A 19,463-nucleotide genomic window follows, 5' to 3' on the forward strand; every position below is an offset into this window, starting at 1 on the left:
CAATCAGTCTATCCCATCCACGAAAGGCGACGCCCGAGAGTCCAGCAGTTGTTACAAAGTTCACTTCGTCTCGCGGAATAAATGTTTTCTCGCCCCGAACCGTTCGAAAGCGGACGATCCCAAAGACGCCAGCGTCAATAACGCTACTTAATGCGAGCAGATTGGCTTTCGCGGGCAAACTGAATTGTCCGTTTCAGCGGAATCTGGGTTGCAAAAGCCGGTTTGGGAGTTTCCCCCCTCATCGGCTAGAATGATCCGGCGGTACCGAGTTGGAGCCCGCAATCGCTTTCGCACGATGAGATGCAATTCGTTGGACTTTTGGATGACGGCATGACGGGGAAGACCATTCACGAACTGCTTGAGTTGCCTGAGCACGTCACGTCGCCGCATGCCTACCAAGTCTTTGGGCTGAATCCCGGCGAATCCAACGCCGCTGCCATTCAAGAGGCCATCGCGCGGCGAATCACCCAACTGAAGGCCGCCAAATCCAGTACCGCACCCGAAACGTGGTCGCGTGCGGCTCAGGTTCTGCAGACCGCACAAAGAGCGCTGACGGACCCGAAGAAGAAGGCCAAGTTGGACGCACGTTTCGGCATTGTTTCAATGGACGATGCATCCTCGACCAAGACTGCTTCGCCCAGCGTCACCGCAACGCCGCAGCAGGCTTCGCCAAACGACGCCACAACAAACACACCTGCGGCACCCGTGGTGGATCCCTTGGCGGCATTGTTGCCGACCGGAAACACGTCCAACAACACGCATGCTGCACCGGTTGCATCAGCACAACCTGCGGCTCGCGTCTCGAACAACCAACCAGTCACCGAAATCGTCGATGCCACGCTTGCCGCTGGTCCCGTTATCGATCAAGTGCACGTCACGCCGGCCAACCCAGCTACCGGGATCGGGGACGTCACACCCAACTTGACTCCGACCATTTCACAATCCCCCGCCCCGTTGGTCGTCCAACCTCGTTCGCCAACCGCTGCTCGCGCACGACGCCGCCAAAATTCCGGTGGATGGTTGATGGGAGGATTTCTGTTGCTCGGTTTTGTGATCGTTGGTTTTCTCGCCGCCTTTTTCTTTTGGGGTCCCGGCGAAGTCCAGGTCGTTCGCAGCAACGATGGAATCACGATTCGAACCAAAAATGACAACGCGAATCGGCAGGGCCAACCTCAAGCACCGGTCGTCGAGCAAAAGGAACCTGTTCGACAAGTTCGACCGACGAGCGATGGGATCATGAAACAACCGCCCCCCGCTCAACCCAATTCGCGAGACTCTTTGGGAAACTTCCTATCCAATCCGGATGCGTTGCCTGACACCAGCACAATGCCAGGGCTGCCATCGGGAATGCCATCGCCACCCGAGACTGCTCCAGCTCCCGGTATGGGAATGGGAATGCAGTCGAACGTCGACGACAGCATGCAACCGAACACCGTGCAGCCTACGCCTGGTCCCGAACCATCCCCCACAACGACACCATCACCCGCAGCTCGTCCCGAACCGACCGCGGAGAACATTGCGGCTGGTGAAACCGCCATTGCGTCTGCTGAAGAAGCAATCCGGCAACCGGATTGGTCAACAATGAAATCGTTGGCTGAAGCTGCCGAGAAAGCTGCGGTCACCGACGAACAGGTCGCTCGTGCAGAAACGCTGTATCAAATCGCGGACCTGGGAACGTACTATCGAGGCGGCGTTTCGCGAGCAATGGCAGACCGGACCGCAGGCAACGAATTCAACGTAACGGATTCGATTGCATTGCTGGTCGTTGAAGCCAGTGCTCAACAACTGATCGCACGCCGTGGAGCTCGGAACTACACCTACACGCTCGACGATCTTCCGTTTGTGGTTTCCAAGGCATTGGCCAAATTCCAATTGCCGATGGAATCCGAAACGGGGCAGGCCGCTCAGGCGATTTACGAATCGATTGCCTCAAAATCCACCCCGGAAGTCCGCGCCGACGCGGCGGGTATCCTTCGGTCGTTTCAAAACGTCGAAGGTGCTGACCCACAACGAATCGCCGATTGGATTGAAACCCGATACACCCCATCAACTTCGCAGTGACCACCACCTTGAGTAACAAGCTAGCGTTCGCGATTGTCGCCGCGTGTCTGTCCTGCACCATGGTTCCCGCTCAATTCGCATGGAGCGTGGACCAGGAGGCACCACCCTCGGAAACGCCGACAACTCAAACGGAATTGCTGGCTGCTTCGGAGTTCGACGATCGAGTTCAAACAACGTTGCGGTGGTGGAGTGATCGAGATCGCTGGCGGTCTGATGTCGCCCAGGCGATCCGACATCATGATCCCGAAATTTCGGATCGCGCCCGGTGGGTTCAATCTCAATGGCAACGTGGGATTCTCTCCGACACACCCACCGAACTGGCCGACATTCTCTCCAAAGTCAGTCCTGCCGAAGCGATCGAAGTGTTGCTCGAAGCTGGCCGATTCCGTGCCGCCACCGTCGCGATGGAGGAAGCTTCCGGAACGATCGAATACGAAGCCATCCTCGCTCGAATTTCGTTGGTCGTCGAGTCTCGCTATCCGATCTACGCCCGGATCGCGGTCCTACAAAATTCGCTGCCCGAATTGATCGCATTCTTGGATCGTGCTTCGGCCAACAAAAAAATGGCACTCTGCCGGGACGACTTGATTCGCCGCCCCGGCGATTCGCCATCGCTTCCGGCCACCGCAGAAACGTGGCGAGATGACCAACGTGCCGAAGCATTGTGCGTGATGCATTTGCAGCGTGGAAATCTTGAAGCCGCTTCCGAAGTCGCGCAGAAGCACGACGAACTTGCTCAGCAACAATCAGCGGAAACCGACGAGCCCAACACATCGCGGCACTCGCTCAACCGAGTCGTGCGAATGGTGACGTCGGATTGGAATGCGATCGCGGAAGAATCCGCTCAGGAAGCCACACGGCTCGATGAATCCGCCGGCGAAGGAACACCGGTCGAGCAACAATTGGCACGCGACGAAGCCGTTCGGCACTGGTCCGACACCCTGCTCGCCGCCACTCGATCGGGCAATGACTCGCTTCGCCTCGCAGCCATCGAAGCGTTGACAGGAGACCGCGAAAAAAGTCTTTCTCCGTCCTACGAAACGCTTCGTTGGCGATCATTGCTGATCCACGGCGAAGTCGACTCCGCCATCGATATTTTGGAACGGCAATCACCGCGGGAGGCATCGGCGGTCGCGATCAAAACGTCACGTCATGCTCGCGGGTTACAGCTTTTGGGATTCGAAGCTGAACAACTCGATACGCACTTGGAACAATGGATCGACGAAGCCATCGATCAACAACGCAGTGTGTCTGAAGAGGAATTGACTTCCGGATCGGGCGTTGCACCGAAAGAAAAAGTCCTGGATTGCCTCGCTCTGATGCGAACGGCAATTGACATTGGTCGGCCAGACTTCGCGTATCGAATCGCAACTCAATTTTCCGATTCGAGAATGTATGTCAAAGCCTCACCAGGCCGCGAATCGGTTTTGACTCAGCATTTTGTTCTCGCGACGCTCGCCGCAACGAACAAGACTGATTGGATTTTCGAATTGGCCGCACCTGAAAAACCCAGCCTGCTTTCTCGGCTGTCACTGCGTTTGGTTTCGCGTGTGGTCGAACCGACCAACGAAGAGCTCCTCTACTACCTCAATTGGTTCATCTTTCACCATCGTCCGAAATGGTCGACCGAACAAAGCTTCATCACGGCGTGTGAGATCGCACGAGCCGCTCCGGAAGATGTTCGCAACCATCGTGAATGGATCGAGTTACTCGGCGAACACCTTCGTTCCGGTGAATCGGAAAACGATCTCCAACAACGAACCAAAGTCGATGAATACACGCTGTCGGAATCAGATGTCCCCTCCGCTCAACAGTGGGAAGCACTTTTTGAAGCACACGGTCGAGCGGATTTCGTCCGCGGGATCGTTCGAGGAATGGCTCAAAACGGAGACCTACCGGCGCGTTTGAAATTGTTGACCGACCACCATCGCGATGACTCACACGCTCCCACGCCGGAGGATTTCGAGAGCATCTGGCAGGAGTTGACGAGTGAACCGCAATCGGTACTGAATGCGGGATTGCGAGACGACGCGATGATCGGGTTCCAGGTCGTTCTGCAGCAACTGATGCTTGCACAACGAGATGGTGACCAATTGTTGGCTGACGAGCTTCGCACCCAATTGCAAGTCATGGCGGCAACACCATCAACCGACATGCGACAACAAATGGCGGACGCGTTGGCCGGTGCCGGCATGTGGGATTTAGCGGAAGACTTATACCAATCACTGCTTTTAATCACCGCGTTTGAATCAGACGAAACGCTTGCCTTGATGGACATCGCTCGAGCTTACAACCGGTTCGTCCTACGACGCACCACGGCAGCCTCCGCCGACGAGGGCAACGCGGCGGAAGCGGAATTGGAACAACTACCACCCGACGCGATTGAAAAACGCTTGCAAGCGATTCGCTGGTATGACCTGGGGTTTGCGGGCACCTTGGCAGCCTCGGACTATCAAGAAATTAACTACGTCCTTTTGCCACAGTTGATCCTACGCAACCAGTTGGAACTGATCCTGCAATCTGACAAGCAACAACTGACGGCGGACGAGCAACGGGAGGTCAAACGTATCTTTGAACTGCTGCTTCGCTTCGAGCCCATCGACATCCACTCGGCCGAGTTGATGTTGCCACGAATCAAACAACTGGGCATGACGCAGTCCGCCGACGAATGGCTCAACCGCATCGTGGACGCCGGCATGGAACATCTTCGCCTTTTCCCGCTCGACGCCACGACCGCGAACAATGTTGCTTGGTGTGCCGTTCGAAATCGTTCAAGATTGGACGACGCGTTGGACATGTCACGCCACGCTGTTTCGATCGAACCGAACAGCGCTGTCTACCGTGACACGCTCGCTGAAATCCTGGCCCAGCAAGGCGAGATCAACCAAGCCCTGCTGCTCGAGCGAACCAGCCTGTTGGACGATCCGGGCCAATGGCACTTGCATCTTCAAATCGACCGATTCGAGTCGATGAAAGAAGAAGAGTAAGGTTTCGCTTACTTGCGACCGAAGAAGCGGCCCATGCCGAACTTGACGACATCCATCATGTCGAAGTCACCGTCGCCGTCTTGGTCAAACATTCGGCCCAACATGCTTCCGCCGTCAGCCGATTGCTGGACCGAGGCCTTCTCTTGACGCAGCATTTCGCCTAAACCGTCCGGTGACAACCCTTTGGATTTTCGCTGCTGTCCCAAAACGCCCATCAGCACCGGGGCCAATATCATCATCAGCTTGGTTGACTGTCCCATCGACAACCCGCTCGCTGCGCTAACACCATGTTCAACGCGTTCTTTCTTGTTACCCAGAATGTGATCCAAGATCGCGCCGCCGGCGGTCGTTTTGGATGTCACACCAGCGTTCTGAGTTGCATCGTCCGATCCAAACAAACCACTCAGATGATCCAGCAACGAACCATCGTGATCACGCTCCAACGCATGATGCAATTGAGCGGTTTGGGAGGGATCGTCGGCTTGGCGAGTCACTGCGCCGAGCAACGTTGGCAATGCCGCGCTGACCGCATTCCGAACCGTATCCTCATCCGCACCAAGCGATCGGCTCAGGCTTGAGATACGTTCGGGCGTCATTTGACGACCGACTTGTTCCAACAACTCAGACATGGATGAATCCTAAAGACGGGGTCTTCAAAAAGAAGTGATGAGGTGTGAACGATTGTATCTTTCACCCGACCAACATGGCACCCGCCGCGATCGTCAACTGTGTTCGCATCGATCAAGCGATGCGAACTTCACCGCACTCTTGAACGATCCCACGAACGATCGTTCGCAGTTTGGGTTCGGCGGCATTTGCCGTCGCAATGATCTCAGACACATCGGCCGGCTTCAGTGCATCTGGTAAGCACATGTCAGTGATCACGCTCAATCCAACGACTTTCAATCCCGCGTGCACGGCGACGATGGTTTCGGGCACTGTACTCATTCCAACAACATCTGCCCCGATCTGCCGCAGGTAGCGATATTCAGCGCGAGTTTCCAAACATGGTCCCGCGACCGCGACGAAGACACCTTTGTGAGGATAAATTTCGTTGCGACGAGCGATGGCCAACGTCTTGTCGATCCATTGTTGATCGTAGGGTTCGCACATATCCGGGAAACGTGGTCCCAAGCGATCGTCGTTGATGCCGATCAACGGATTGCCGCCCATCAAGTTGATCTGGTCCTCGATCACCATGATGTCGCCGTTGGCGAAGTAAGGATTCAGTCCCCCACAAGCGTTGCTGACGATCAACAATTCGGCGCCCATCGCTTTGAATACACGCACGGGCAGCGTGATGTCTTTCAGATCGTAACCTTCATAAAAGTGGAAACGACCTTCCATCGCCAACACCGGCACGCCGCCCATCCGGCCAATGATCAATCGTCCCGCGTGGCTGGTCGCGGTCGACTTCAGAAAGTGTGGAACCTCGGAATAGTCCAGCGTTGCTTCGACCTCGATGTCCTCAACCAACCCGCCCAATCCCGTGCCCAAAATAATGCCGACACGTGGCGTGTCGCGAGTGTGACGACGGATTTCTGTGCAGGCTTCGTCAATTTTGTCGTACAGATCGAGCATGGATCAGGTCGTGTTGGAGTGGCACCGATGATGGAAACTGCCGAACGTTGTATGTTACCAACCGCTTGGAATCCACTCGTCTGCTCGCAACACGATTCGTCGCATGTCCTCATCTTCTCCTTCTCAGACATCTGCCACGCCTTCTCCCGACGTGTTCGAGAAACTGGCCACGTTCTATTTGGGCCGCCAGTACGACATTGCGGGCGGCAAAGCTCTCGACGACTTGCTGCTCTACGACGCGAAAGATTTGTGCACCCACGCGATGTGCGTGGGCATGACCGGCAGCGGAAAAACCGGGCTGTGTTTGTCGTTGCTCGAAGAAGCCGCGATCGATGGAATCCCGGCGATCTGCATCGACCCCAAGGGTGACCTGGCGAACCTGATGTTGGCGTTTCCCGACATGAAGCCCGACGATTTTAAGCCTTGGTTGGAACAGGGCGAAGCGTCTCGCAAAGGCATGACGTTGGAGGAGTACGCCGCCAAGACCGCGAAGACATGGAAAAATGGCTTGGCCTCTTGGGGACAGTCACCGGAGCGAGTTGCCAAGTTCAAAGCCGCCGCCGACGTCGCGATCTACACACCGGGCAGCAACACCGGGATTCCGCTGACCGTCCTGAAGAGTTTTGACGCTCCGCCACCGGAGGTCTTGTCCAACACCGACGCGATGCGAGAACGAGTCACCGGTGCCGCGTCGGGATTGCTGACATTGCTCGGGATGGAAGCCGATCCGTTGCTTTCACGCGAACACATTCTGATCAGTTCCATCTTGGATCATTGCTGGAGAGACGGACGCAGCGTCACGATTGGTGACTTGATTGGCTTGATCTCCGCACCACCGATCACTCGCGTCGGCGTGCTCGACCTGGACACCTTCATGCCGCCGAGCGAACGAGCCAAGCTGGCGATGACGCTCAACAACTTGTTGGCCTCTCCCGCCTTCTCGTCGTGGCTGGAAGGCGAGTCACTTTCGATCCCCGATTTGCTGTACACGAAAGAAGGCAAACCCAAACTATCAATCCTTTCGATTGCACACTTGGGTGATCAAGAACGCATGTTCTTCGTCACGATCTTGCTCAACGAGATCGTCTCCTGGATGCGAACGCAAAGCGGTACCAGCTCTCTCCGCGCGATGCTGTACATGGACGAGGTGGCTGGCTACTTCCCACCGGTTGCCAACCCACCATCCAAACCACCGATGCTAACGCTGCTCAAACAAGCCCGCGCGTTTGGACTGGGCGTCACGCTCGCGACCCAAAACCCGGTCGACCTCGACTACAAAGGCTTGTCGAACATTGGCACTTGGTTCCTTGGCCGCTTGCAAACCGAACGCGACAAGGCTCGTGTGCTGGATGGGCTAGAAGGTGCCGCCGCTCAAACGGGCAAACCGTTCAACAAGGCCGAGATGGAACAACTCCTCGCCTCGTTGGGCAGTCGCGTTTTCCTGATGAACAATGTGCACGACGATGGACCGACCGTGTTCCAAACGCGTTGGGCGATGTCGTTCCTGGCCGGTCCGTTGGCCCGCGATCAAATCTCCGCACTGATGGCGGATCGCAAAGCGGAACTCGCGGCCGAACAAGCCGGCGAGCACGAATCGGTCTCGAGCGAAGTCTCCTCCCCCAGTCGCCCCGTGTTGCCGACCGGAGTGGGTGAAGCATTCTTGGTCCCCACTCGTTATCCCGGTGGCGACGGCCGACGAGTTTACCGGGCCGCATTGTTGGGCGAAGGTTCCATGCACTTCGTCCGCAGCAGTGCTGGCGTGGACGAATGGGTCGACGCTCGACGAGTTTTGCGTTGCGGAAAAGGAGTCCCCGAAGGCGTGTGGGAATCCAGCGAAGCGTTGGACGTTGACGCCGAATGGGTGTCCGACCCCGAGGAGGGTTTCGACTTCACCGATTTGCCCGACGACCTTCGCGGAGCCAGCAAACTGAAGTCGATCCAAAAGCAATTGAAGGACTACCTCTACCGACATCATCCGATGGAGCTTTTCAAAAGCCCCGCGCTGGGTGAATACGCTCCGGCGGGTGCCAGCGAAGTCGAAGCTCGACTGCATTTCCAACAAGCTGCACGTGAAGAACGCGATTTGCAGACGGAAAAGCTGCGTGACAAATACGGTTCGAAGATGAAGACGCTCGAAGGCAAGATGCGAACGGCAGAGGAACGAATCGCTCGCGAAGAAGACCAATACGAATCCGCCAAGATGTCCTCGTTGCTGTCCTTTGGCACCTCGTTGATCGGCGCGTTCATGGGACGCAAAATTGCCAGTCGAACGAACGTTTCCAAGATGTCGACGGCGGCTCGAGGTGCGTCACGAGCCGCCCAGCAACGCGGCGATGTCAAACGAGCCGAAGCGGCACTCGAGCAACTGCACATCGACATGCAAGAGCTCGAAGACGAACTGCGTCACGAAATCGATCAGCTCGGACAGGAGTTCGACATCGAAAACCTGGAGCTCGAAACAGTGACCATCCCGCCGCGAAAAAGCGACCTGAAGATTGGCAGCCCAGTCATCCTATGGACGCCCTGGCAAGTCGACTCCACCGGCGAAGCGACCGCGTTGTTCTAGGAACATCGCCGACCTGACCGTGAGATCCGTAGCTGGATTCGCCAGAATTCAGACTCACCTGAAGAGCTTGTTCCGTTTCGCAAGCCGGCGTTTGCAACAACAAGTTCACCCTCGAAAACGCAGAGGTCCTGCCATTGCAATTCACCCTCCCTTTGGGAGGGTCGAGCGAAGCGAGGGGAGGGCCGAGCATAGGATCGAGCACTTACGCATTCACGGCGGAGACCGCCGTGCTACAGGATTTGCTTGATCGGCAAAACGACAGGAATTGCTTGATCAGCAATGATCGAAGCCTGCGATGGCTGCCGAAACAGCCTACTGATCAGTGACCGTAGTGGATATGAAAGCCGTTGCTACGACCATGGCGTGGCGGCCCGTGGTAGACGGGACGAGCACGATAAACCGGTGCTGGCTGCACGTACACGCGAGGCGCGGGCACATAAACCGGTGTTTCCACCACCGTGGGTGCTTGCACGACGACCTGGTCACCAACGGGAGCGTTCTGCATTGCCGAAATCACCACTTCGCTTACGCCTTGTTGGTGCAGCGAGATGATGTCCGACACGACGGGACGCCGCTGAACACCGCGGGATGCAATTTGATTCAGCACCACGCCTTCGCTGACACCGCTGCGGCTCATCGCGACGACGTCGTTGAACGAGACGGCTGTGGTAGGCACAAGTGGCGATACGGCAGGTTGTGGGGCAATGGTTCGTGTGTAGTGGCTGGGCTGCGTGTAATACCGCTGCTGAGCTTGCAACTCTTTGTCTTTCGCGTTGCCAAGCAATCCACCGGCAACGGCTCCGACGGCACCGCCGATTGCAGCTCCCGCCCCCGCTTCGTTGTTGTTGTCGCCGATGATCGCGCCTGCGATCGCGCCGGTGATACCACCCAAAGTTGCACCACGCTGGGTGTTGGCTTGTGCCATGGCGTTGCTTGGGGTGAAGACTCCCGATGCCAACACAGCGGCACCAGCGAGAATCAAACGGACGCCAAAGTTGAATTGGATTTTCATATTCAATGCCACCTCAAACGGGGCAAACGAAGGGAACGCGAACGGGAAAGGTTGCTCGCCTCGGCTGCGACGGAAACCATCCGTCGACCACCTACGCTTTTAGATCGGCAGTCCCTTCAACAACAACGCCAATTTTTTGTATCCGCTTCCCAACCGCGCGCGATCCTCATGAAACCGAGCCGTGAAACTGCCCAATGAGAACCTGGCTCGAACCTATCCCCGCAACGCTTTTGCCAGCGGACACCCAACCATCGCGTTTTCTTCCCCGGAGCGATAATTCTGAAGCAGCTCACGAGATTTCGCGGCGAGCTCGCGACGCACCTCACGCCGACGGCCTTTGACTCGTTCGATCTTCATGTTGTCGTACGCCGTCGTCTGGTGACGCATCCAAGCGATGACGGCTGATTCGGCTCGACGCTCGATCGGGATTCGTTCGGTGCGAGCGACCGTGCCACTGCCAACGGGCGTTGCGTGCTCCGTCACCGCTTTGGCGAGATGTTTGGCCACCGCGGAGTACTCCGGGGCGAATTCTAAAAAGTCGCAGACGGCTTGGAAGAAATCCTCGACGTATTCACCCTGCTTTTCGTCACGCCGTTTTTTCGCGGCCGCCTGCTTTTTCGCGTAGCCAGCGGTAGATCGAGTCGCCTCCATCGACGCCTTCGCATCCGCGATCTGCTTCGCGTCCGCCCACAGCCCCTGCGAAAACTCACGCCGCCCTTTCTTTTCTTTGACCGTCCACGTTGGACCAGCGGCTTTGACACGGCGAGTCACACCGGCGTCTCCCGGCGGCAACAACTCCCAACCACTCGGGACATTGCAGACTTCTCCCGAAGACAAACGCACGGTTCGCTCAGTTGGACCGGGCGAACCCGTCAGTGTTTCAGTGGATCGATCCGCCATCGTCAACTTTGGATTGGGTGGTGACTGTCATTCTACGAGCACAATCATTCTACGAGCACAATATCGGCACGCGATCTTCCATCCCCCAGCCCAGTCATCGCACCTCGATTTCCGCCAGAATCGTCATAACTTCTCATCCAAAGTGGCACAGGCCTCCAGTCCGTGTTCCTCCGCAGACTGGAAGCCGATGCCACTCGACAGAAGCCCCGCCGGCACCACCGAGTGCCCTTGGATTGGGCTACAATGACGCTCAGCCCGATCCTGGATCTGGCTTAGACAACCACCACTTAGCTAGACATCTTGTGCCGTCAAATGCTGCGATCTCATTGCCCTGTCTCATCACCCTCACTCGCATCATCGAACCTGGTGACAACGGCGGTGTTGTTGATTGCAACGATCGCTTCGCTCGGAAACCCAACGACGCTGGTCGCAGAGGAAACCTCGCCAGCTCCCTCGCGTCCCAACGTCCTGCTGTTCTTGGTCGATGATTTGGGATGGGCGGATTTGGGTTGCTATGGCAGCACTTATCACGAAACGCCACAGATCGATGCTTTGGCTGAATCGGGAATACGGTTCACCAACGCGTACGCCGCTTGTCCCGTGTGCTCTCCCACTCGAGCCAGCATCATGACCGGACGTCATCCGGTTCGTGTCGACATCACCGACTGGATCCCAGGCATGTCGACCGACCGAGCCCAGAACCCTCGGTTCCAACATGTCGACGACCGAGACAACTTGGCACTGGACGAAGTCACGATCGCGGAACACCTGCGAGACGCCGCCGACTACCAAACGTTCTTCTTGGGCAAATGGCACCTCGGTGACGTCGGGCACCTGCCCACCGACCAAGGATTCCAAATCAACATCGGCGGCGGCCACAAAGGCTCGCCTCCCGGCGGCTATTACTCGCCTTGGAAGAACCCGTATCTGAAAGCCAAGCAAGATGGCGAATACCTGACAACGCGTCTGACCGATGAAGCGGTCTCGTTGGTCGACACCGCATCGCGTGAAGACAAACCGTTCTTCATGATGATGAGCTACTACAACGTGCACTCGCCCATCACTCCTGACAAGCGAACGATCGATCACTTCGAAGAAAAGCAATCAAACTCGCCGGAACTGCAGGGCGACACTCCGACGATTGCCGAGCGGGATGCGGTCACGCGTGGTCGCCAAGACAACCCGGCGTACGCGTCGATGGTGAAAGCCGTCGACACCAGTGTCGGCCGAATCATGAAAGCGTTGAAAGAACACGGAGTCGATGACAACACACTGGTCATCTTCTTTTCTGACAACGGCGGTCTGTCGACACTTCGCAAATTTGGCCCAACTTGCAATTCGCCCCTGCGAGCCGGCAAGGGTTGGTTGTACGAAGGCGGAATCCGAGAACCGCTGCTGGTGCGATTGCCAAAAACGATGCCCGGTGGAGCGACGAACGAAACCGTTTCTCATCAACCGAAAACAGTTGACTCCGTCGCGTGCAGCACGGATTTGTTCCCAACCATTCTCGACGTGGTCGGATTGCCGCTTCAGCCTGAATCGCACGCCGATGGAATCAGCTTGTTGCCCGCGATCGCTGGTGAAGCCGCGGAAACCGATTCCTCGCCCCGCGACCTGCACTGGCACTACCCTCACTACCATGGTTCGCTCTGGCGTCCCGGTGCGGCGATTCGCCGTGGCAATTACAAATTGATCGAGTTCTACGAAACCGACACCGCAGAACTGTATGATCTATCGGTCGACATGGGCGAAACCAAAGACTTGTCGAAAACTGAGCCCGAACGTTTCGCTGAATTGCGTGATGCACTTCGGCAATGGCAAACTGAAATGAATGCCAAAATGCCCGTTCCCAATCCAAACTTCACCTCTTCGAACTGACACACAAGCTTATGAGCACCACCGTCGATGCGATGCGAGCCGACGCGGAACAATTTCGTCAGCGATACGTCGCGATCCGTGAAATGATTGGTCGCGTGATCGTGGGTCACGATGACATCGTCAGCGGAGTTTTGACATCGATGCTTTGCGGTGGTCACTGCTTGCTCGAAGGCGTGCCGGGACTGGGCAAAACGATGCTGGTCCGGACACTGGCCGAGGTCTTGGATTTGCAATTCAATCGAATTCAGTTCACGCCTGACCTCATGCCCGCCGACATTTTGGGCACCAACATGGTCGTGGAAGATGAATCCGGACGCCGCAAGTTTGAATTTCAAAAAGGCCCCGTCTTCACCCAGATTCTGCTCGCCGACGAAATCAACCGAGCGACCCCGAAGACTCAGTCGGCCATGCTGGAAACGATGCAAGAAGGCACCGTGACCGCGGGCGGCCATCGTTACACGCTGGACCAACCGTTCTTTGTCTTGGCCACGCAGAACCCGATCGAGCAGGAAGGCACCTACCCGCTTCCCGAAGCTCAGATGGACCGGTTCCTGTTCAAACTGGTAGTTGGCTACAGCAACCGCGATGAGCTGGCGACGATCGTCGATCGCACGACCCGTGGCGAGCGTCCCGAGATCGAAAAGGTCATGGATGGCGAAGAAATCCAACGCTGGCAAAAACTTGTTCGCGAAGTCATCCTCGCCCCGCACGTCCAGGATTACTTGGTGCGGCTGACCATGGCGACTCACCCTGACGGTCCCTACAGCGTTCCGATCACCAACGAATACGTTCGCTGGGGCAGCAGCCCCCGCGGAGCCCAAACGCTCGCTTTAACCGCGAAAGTGCAGGCTTTGCTGGACGGCCGCTTCAACGTTTCTTTCGAAGACATTCGCCGGATGTTCCTGCCCGCGATGCGTCACCGCGTGCTTCTGAACTTCGAAGCTCAAGCCGAGGGCATCGACACCGACCACGTTTTGCTGGAAATTCTAGAGAAGGTTCCAGAAAAGGGCGATTGATCGGTGCTCCTATCCGTCTCACAATCTCACCCCCTCTTTTCACTCCCATTCTCCAGCTCCCGCATTCTGCCTGATGGCTCTGCCCTCCACCACGACTAAATTTTCCAGCGTCCTTTTGCGAACGTTGCACAACACGTTGCAGCAACGCACCGATTTGGAGGGGCAATTGCGTCGTGGCCCACTTCAAATCAAGGCCGTTCAGTCGATGGTCGACGAGGCTCAAGCGAATGTGGACGCGGCGGCGGAAACGCTGAAGAAAACCCGCATGACGGCGGATGAAAAGCAACTGCAACTGCAGACCCGCGAAGCCCACGTCAAAAATCTGCAGGGCAAACTGAACACGGCCGCTTCGAACAAAGAGTTCTCGCTGCTGAAGGATCAAATCGCCGCGGATGAACAAGCCAACAGCGTTCAAAGCGATGAAATCCTGGAAGTGCTTGAACGAATCGACACCTGCGAAATCGAACTGGGCCGCGCCCAAAAGAAACTTGAACAGGCCCAGGCAGACCAAACCAAACGGGTCAACGAAATCGAAGCTCGTCTCGAACAAGTTCGCCAGGATCTTGCTCGTATCAACGAACAACTGGCCGCTCACGAAGCGGACATTCCGGCCGCGGTGAAAGCGGACTATCGCCGATTGGTTGATGCCCGCGGTGACGAGGCATTGGCGGCCGTCGAACAAGACTCCTGCGGTGGTTGCTACCAAACACTGACCACTCAGGTCCTCAACCAAGTGATGTTGTCGACTTTGACGCATTGCCCCAATTGCAACGCGTTTCTTTACCAGGCTTGATGTCGGCCGAGCCACGGACTGTTTCAACGCCGGCCCCTTCGACACCAATCATTGGTGTCATCGGTCCGCCTTGCAGTGGCAAATCCACAGTCGCTCGTCACCTGGAATCCTTGGGTGGCGTCTGGCTGAACGCCGATGAAATTGCGAAGAGCCAACTCAGCGACTCCGCCGTCATTGGCGAACTGAAATCGCTGTTCGGCGATTCGATCCAAATGGCAGACTGTTCGCTGTCCCGCTCGCGATTAGCCGACTTGGTCTTCGGTGATGACGAAGCTTCACACGCTCGGCTTCGACAACTCGAAGGCATCCTTCATCCACGGACACGAAAGATTCTGCAATCTGAAATCGCGAAAGCGAAATCGGAGCGACGACCGTTTGTGATCCTTGATGTGCCTTTGCTTTTGGAAAGCGGGTATCGCGACACGTGTGACGAAGTGTGGTGTCTACAGGTCAATCCCGATCGACATCAGCAACTGCTCGCCTCTCGAGGTTGGAACACGGAAGAACTTGAGCGACGAAGCGCGCGACAGTGGTCCTGGAAGCGAAAACAATCGGCTAGCACTCGCGTGATTTCAAACAACGGCACCGAGGAAGAATTGCGTCGCTTGGTGGAATCCGAACTGGCTTCCGTGCTGCAATCCAAGTGACCCCGTCATGATTTGTGGGTTTGCCCAAACGAATTCACCGGAAATTCTTCCGCAGCCGGCATGTTTGAAGCGATTCATCCTTCGCTCCCCCGACTGACCTTTCCGGTGTCAGTCTCGCATGTACATCCATGCCCCAAACACCCCAACGCGCCGGCCCGCCCCGCTATCACGACCCAGCGAGAACCCAATTCGCATTAGCGTGACTCACAACATACACACTCAATAGATTCACGCCGCGAACTGCCGTGGAATCGGAGGGCCTCGCGCGAATCCCGTCCGATTCAAATTCGGGCGGTATTTGCTAAGCTCCTCTCCACCAAGCCTGTCCTTGGATCCAACGTTTTTCGTGAGACTGCCGTCAATCGTCGAACGCTTTGGACGCAAGGTGCTCCGCGATCAATTGCGTCAAAGCTTTTCGATCACGAAGCTTGGTTTTGCCGACCACATTCATGTTCGAACCGGAGAGATCCTCATGGCATTGCTGCGAGAACCCACAGAACTTCAACGCGCTTTGAGCTGGGACCGCATGCTTGCGGCCGCTCCGGAACAACGGCAACGCCTGCAAAACTATCTCTCGTTTCAATTGGCCTTGGCTGGACTGATGCCCCCCGGCGAAGAGGACCAAGAACGTCCCGACGCTGCTTTCCCTCGCGAAATGCTGGACAGTTTTCGTGAGCGCAACGCGATTTTGCGTCAGCACCAACCACCAATTGATCAACGTATTGAAGCTTTCCTCGCGTCCTACTTTGGTGACGAGGTCGGCGACGAACCGCTGAAGCTTCCGAGTCGTTCTTTGAATTTGGACCGTCACGGTATGGCTCGTGAATTGAGCATGCCTTTGGGTGGCAACAAGTTCGAAAACGATCAGGTCAAATCGTACCGCTGCTTCAACGGTGTCTTGAACAATCCGCGAGCCGACCGCCGCACCACGGCAGGGACGTTCCACGTTGTCGAAGGCGGATTGTCGATCCCCGGTGATAAACGAGTCGTTCCCAAGAATGTCTTCGTAAACCTTTTCCGTGCCGCCATGCAGCCACCCGCGGCCGACATGGAATTGCCGTACACCCACAACTCGCCTCACCCCGCTGAATCGTGGGTGTCGCTGATGTTGCGTCCATTGGTTGCTCCCGGTGTTCCCGGATACAGTGAATCGAAGACGATGGAAACCCGTTTCTTCGTTCCGGGCAACTATGTCAGCAACCTGGACTTCGTCGAATCCATCTTTGGCAATGCCGGCGACCCTTTGATCGCTGCGTGCGACGCCGGACTCGATGCCAAACACTGGAGTGGACACACCGGTTGCGTGATTCTGGCAACCCACCTGACTCAGTTGACCAAGAAAGAACTGGGGCTGCCTCACTACGACGATGCAAACGAACGCCAGCGGCACGACCGGATGTGCTGGCAAGACGAAACGGAACGCTACAACGACGGCGGTGCTTTCAAAATCACCTGTCGGAACAGCGATGGTGTGATCGTGACTTTGATCGCCGACAACTATTACGGTTATTGCAAGAAAGAAGTCAAAACCCAGCTCAGCTACGCAGCCAACTTGATGGGCAACGCGGAAGAGGAGCATGCCGGTGGTGCAATCGCATTTGCTTCGTACTCGTTAGGCGACGAGTTCCAAGTCAACAGTCGCCTCTACAACGGCCAAACATTTGCCGATGTCGCGAAACGCTACAGCGATTTCATTGACGTTCAACCGGAAGGATACGGCATCGATCGCATCCATCCGAGTGTCATCTACATCCCAGAAGATGCCCTGGCAACGCTTCGCGAACGCTGCATTCGCTGGACGGATTCATCCGGTAAAGAGCAATCGATTCCACTTTCGCCCGATGAGATTTACATCGCTCCGAGTGGTTACAAGCTTCAACTGGAAAAACACCCCTCGGCACCAAGCTGGCGTTTGATCGGCACCGTCGGCGAAGGCGTCTTCTGTCACAAACCCTGCACGGTCAGCGGTGGTGGCAAAAGCGAAATCAGCAAGAGTCTTCGCGACTACATGTTGTACGGACCGATCTTTGTCAAAGACCACGAAATCGATTTCCAACTCGTCGATGACATCTTCTCGAAAGATTACGGGACGCGTTGGTCGAATTCATACACGGGTCGCACCGACTACAGCGAGCGTCCCAGCCGCAAGGTGCTCGATCCAAATCGATCGCTCGGTAGCGTGATCAAGTTGCTGACCCCAAGTCCCGAATACAACGACGACTACAACGCTTGGTTGAAGAGCATTCCTGAGCACGTCTACGCTCTCGCTTTGATCATCAAACGTTTCGCCGGGCCTGGCGTCGGCGATGATTGGCGTGAATCGTTCGGCGTCGATATCGTCAACGGTTCACCGGGCCACGAACTGAAAATTGGAAGCCGCCCGTTGGTCGGAACTTACTTGCGTGTCGGTCTGGAAAACTCGCAATGGCGAACGTTCAAACTGCGGCAGGACTTCATCGCATCATCCAAGGTTCAGCGCGAAGACGATATCTCCGTCAGCATCGTGGTTCCTGCGGGAAGCATTGGCGATGTCGGATCCGCCGTCGCGGAAGCTCCCAGCTACAAGTTTGTTGAGAACTGCGAATACCGTTTGTTCCAACGGCCCGACGATGCCGTTCATCGCGGACTGGACAAACAAACTGAGTCTGATCTGGCTGCACCGGGCAACTTTATCAGCAACTTCGAACCACTCACCAGCCAACAAGCTCGCGACATCATTCGTGATGCCATCGAGTTCGACAAATTCACCGGCCCGATGGAAGAGCTGCTGCTCACCGCGGCGGCATCCGAGGATGGCTACGTCGTCAGCACCGCCAATCCGCGTTTGGTCGATGGCAAGCCAACGAAGAACCCTCGTTACTTGCAAGACCGTCCCGATTTGGCATCGCCCCGCGCGACCTATGTTGCCATGCGAGGCATCCAATTGCATCGCAAACTGGGTACTAGCGATGCGGTCCTGACTCCCGTCGGCGCGGTCCTGTCCGGTCGTCGCAACAATCCACCAGACGCCGAAGCCGGCATCCGTTCATTGGCGGTTTACTCGCCACTTCACTATCAGGAGCTTCCTGAACTGGTGATGGATTACGTTTGCTCACTGACCGGCAAAAGCCCCAGCACGACTGGTGCGGGTAGCGAAGGTGCACTGACCAAAGGTCCGTTCAACGCTTTGCACCCTGCCGTCGACCTGAATGCCGTGATCGTCTCGATGATCTTGACCGATCTGGGCGGCTTCAGCACACCCGCCGGTCACGTTGGTCCCAACCTGGAAGTCGGCCACGACATTTCTTTGTTGATACCTGAAGTCTGGTGCCGCATGACGGCCGAAGAACGCGACCCACGCCGCATGATCGAAGACGGCATGCTGGAAAAAATCGAAGACTTCGACCACGACGGCAAAAGGATTCCTGCCAGTCGACTTGGCTATCGCATCACGGACAAATTCGTTCGCACCTACCTGGCTCGTGTCTTCGACAACCCGTCCAAGGTCTTCCCCGAACCGATTTTGCGTCCCGAGAAACAGGATGAAGATTCGTTTGCCGATGGCGTGCTGCAAATTTCCGAAGCCCAAGCTCGTGTCGCTCAGAACTACTTCGGTGATTCGGGATACGAGTTGGCGTGCCCGCCGCTGCGTGCGGCACTGGACATCATGGTGCACGGCGAACACAACGGCAAAACGATCGACGATCCCGAAGTGCGTCAACTCTTTTCGCGAGAATCACTGCTCAGCAGTGACTGGTATCGACGTCGTCTGGACGCCAAACAGCAACGCGATATCGCTCACTGGAAATCAATGCAGCAGCGATTGCAAGCGTTCATGGACGATCCGCTCAATGCCGACGCAACGGAACGGCTGAACATGAAAGCCCAGTACGAATATGCGACCCAACAACGCCAATTGGCCGAGTCGGGAGACTATATTGCATCGTTGCAGGGAACCTTGGGCGTCGACCCGATGTCGCCATTACCCAACGACCCTGTGATGCTGGACCGGTTGGCCAGCGTCTAGCCCGCCATCCCCGCTC

The 19,463-nt window shown here is 56.5% G+C and carries 12 protein-coding genes; 8 read left to right on the top strand and 4 right to left on the bottom strand.

The features are described 5' to 3' along the window. Window positions 1-330: 330 nt before the first annotated feature. Window positions 331-2,061, top strand: a complete 1,731-nt coding sequence (locus RB_RS13465; RefSeq protein WP_231846476.1) for a hypothetical protein — start codon at window positions 331-333, stop codon at window positions 2,059-2,061. Next, on the top strand, window positions 2,058-5,048 hold the full coding sequence (locus tag RB_RS13470; protein ID WP_011120997.1) for a tetratricopeptide repeat protein: 2,991 nt from the start codon (window positions 2,058-2,060) through the stop codon (window positions 5,046-5,048). The genes RB_RS13465 and RB_RS13470 overlap by 4 nt, the downstream gene beginning before the upstream one ends. 8 nt (window positions 5,049-5,056) lie before the next feature. Here RB_RS13470 and RB_RS13475 read toward each other — a convergent pair whose 3' ends face one another. Both RB_RS13475 and RB_RS13480 read right to left on the bottom strand, forming a co-directional pair. After that, window positions 5,057-5,677, bottom strand: coding sequence for a DUF937 domain-containing protein (locus tag RB_RS13475; protein ID WP_011120998.1), 621 nt, complete (start codon window positions 5,675-5,677; stop codon window positions 5,057-5,059). 112 nt (window positions 5,678-5,789) lie between these two features. Beyond that, window positions 5,790-6,629 carry a purine-nucleoside phosphorylase gene (locus RB_RS13480; protein WP_011121000.1) on the bottom strand — a complete coding sequence of 280 codons (840 nt, stop codon included), beginning with the start codon at window positions 6,627-6,629 and terminating at the stop codon, window positions 5,790-5,792. 103 nt (window positions 6,630-6,732) lie between these two features. On the opposite strand from RB_RS13480, the gene RB_RS13485 reads away from it, so the two are divergent. Continuing rightward, complete coding sequence (locus RB_RS13485) at window positions 6,733-9,195, top strand: ATP-binding protein (protein WP_011121001.1); 2,463 nt, start codon at window positions 6,733-6,735, stop codon at window positions 9,193-9,195. A 319-nt stretch (window positions 9,196-9,514) separates the two neighbouring features. Here the strand turns inward: RB_RS13485 and RB_RS13490 are convergent, their stop codons facing one another. Beyond that, on the bottom strand, window positions 9,515-10,207 hold the full coding sequence (locus RB_RS13490; RefSeq protein ID WP_231846478.1) for a glycine zipper domain-containing protein: 693 nt from the start codon (window positions 10,205-10,207) through the stop codon (window positions 9,515-9,517). Window positions 10,208-10,420: 213 nt separating this feature from the next. Beyond that, window positions 10,421-11,107: a DUF2293 domain-containing protein gene (locus RB_RS13495; RefSeq protein WP_164921987.1), complete on the bottom strand. Its 687-nt coding sequence runs from the start codon at window positions 11,105-11,107 to the stop codon at window positions 10,421-10,423. 366 nt (window positions 11,108-11,473) lie between these two features. Between RB_RS13495 and RB_RS13500 the strand changes: the two genes are divergently transcribed. The 5 genes from RB_RS13500 to RB_RS13520 all read left to right on the top strand — a co-directional run bounded on the left by RB_RS13500 (window position 11,474) and on the right by RB_RS13520 (window position 19,447). Beyond that, entirely contained in the window at window positions 11,474-12,985 is a 1,512-nt protein-coding gene (locus tag RB_RS13500) for a sulfatase (RefSeq protein WP_164921988.1), read from the top strand. An 11-nt stretch (window positions 12,986-12,996) separates the two neighbouring features. Further along, complete coding sequence (locus RB_RS13505) at window positions 12,997-14,001, top strand: AAA family ATPase (RefSeq protein WP_007326093.1); 1,005 nt, start codon at window positions 12,997-12,999, stop codon at window positions 13,999-14,001. A 73-nt stretch (window positions 14,002-14,074) separates the two neighbouring features. Continuing rightward, window positions 14,075-14,794 carry a zinc ribbon domain-containing protein gene (locus RB_RS13510; RefSeq protein ID WP_007326094.1) on the top strand — a complete coding sequence of 240 codons (720 nt, stop codon included), beginning with the start codon at window positions 14,075-14,077 and terminating at the stop codon, window positions 14,792-14,794. Further along, window positions 14,794-15,441, top strand: a complete 648-nt coding sequence (coaE, locus tag RB_RS13515) for a dephospho-CoA kinase (RefSeq protein WP_164921989.1) — start codon at window positions 14,794-14,796, stop codon at window positions 15,439-15,441. The genes RB_RS13510 and coaE overlap by 1 nt, the downstream gene beginning before the upstream one ends. Window positions 15,442-15,913: 472 nt before the next feature. Continuing rightward, window positions 15,914-19,447 (top strand): hypothetical protein, encoded by a 3,534-nt coding sequence (locus RB_RS13520; protein WP_164922859.1) that lies wholly within the window; start codon window positions 15,914-15,916, stop codon window positions 19,445-19,447. Window positions 19,448-19,463 lie beyond the last annotated feature (16 nt).

It is taken from the genome of Rhodopirellula baltica SH 1, from assembly GCF_000196115.1.
GTDB lineage: Bacteria > Planctomycetota > Planctomycetia > Pirellulales > Pirellulaceae > Rhodopirellula > Rhodopirellula baltica.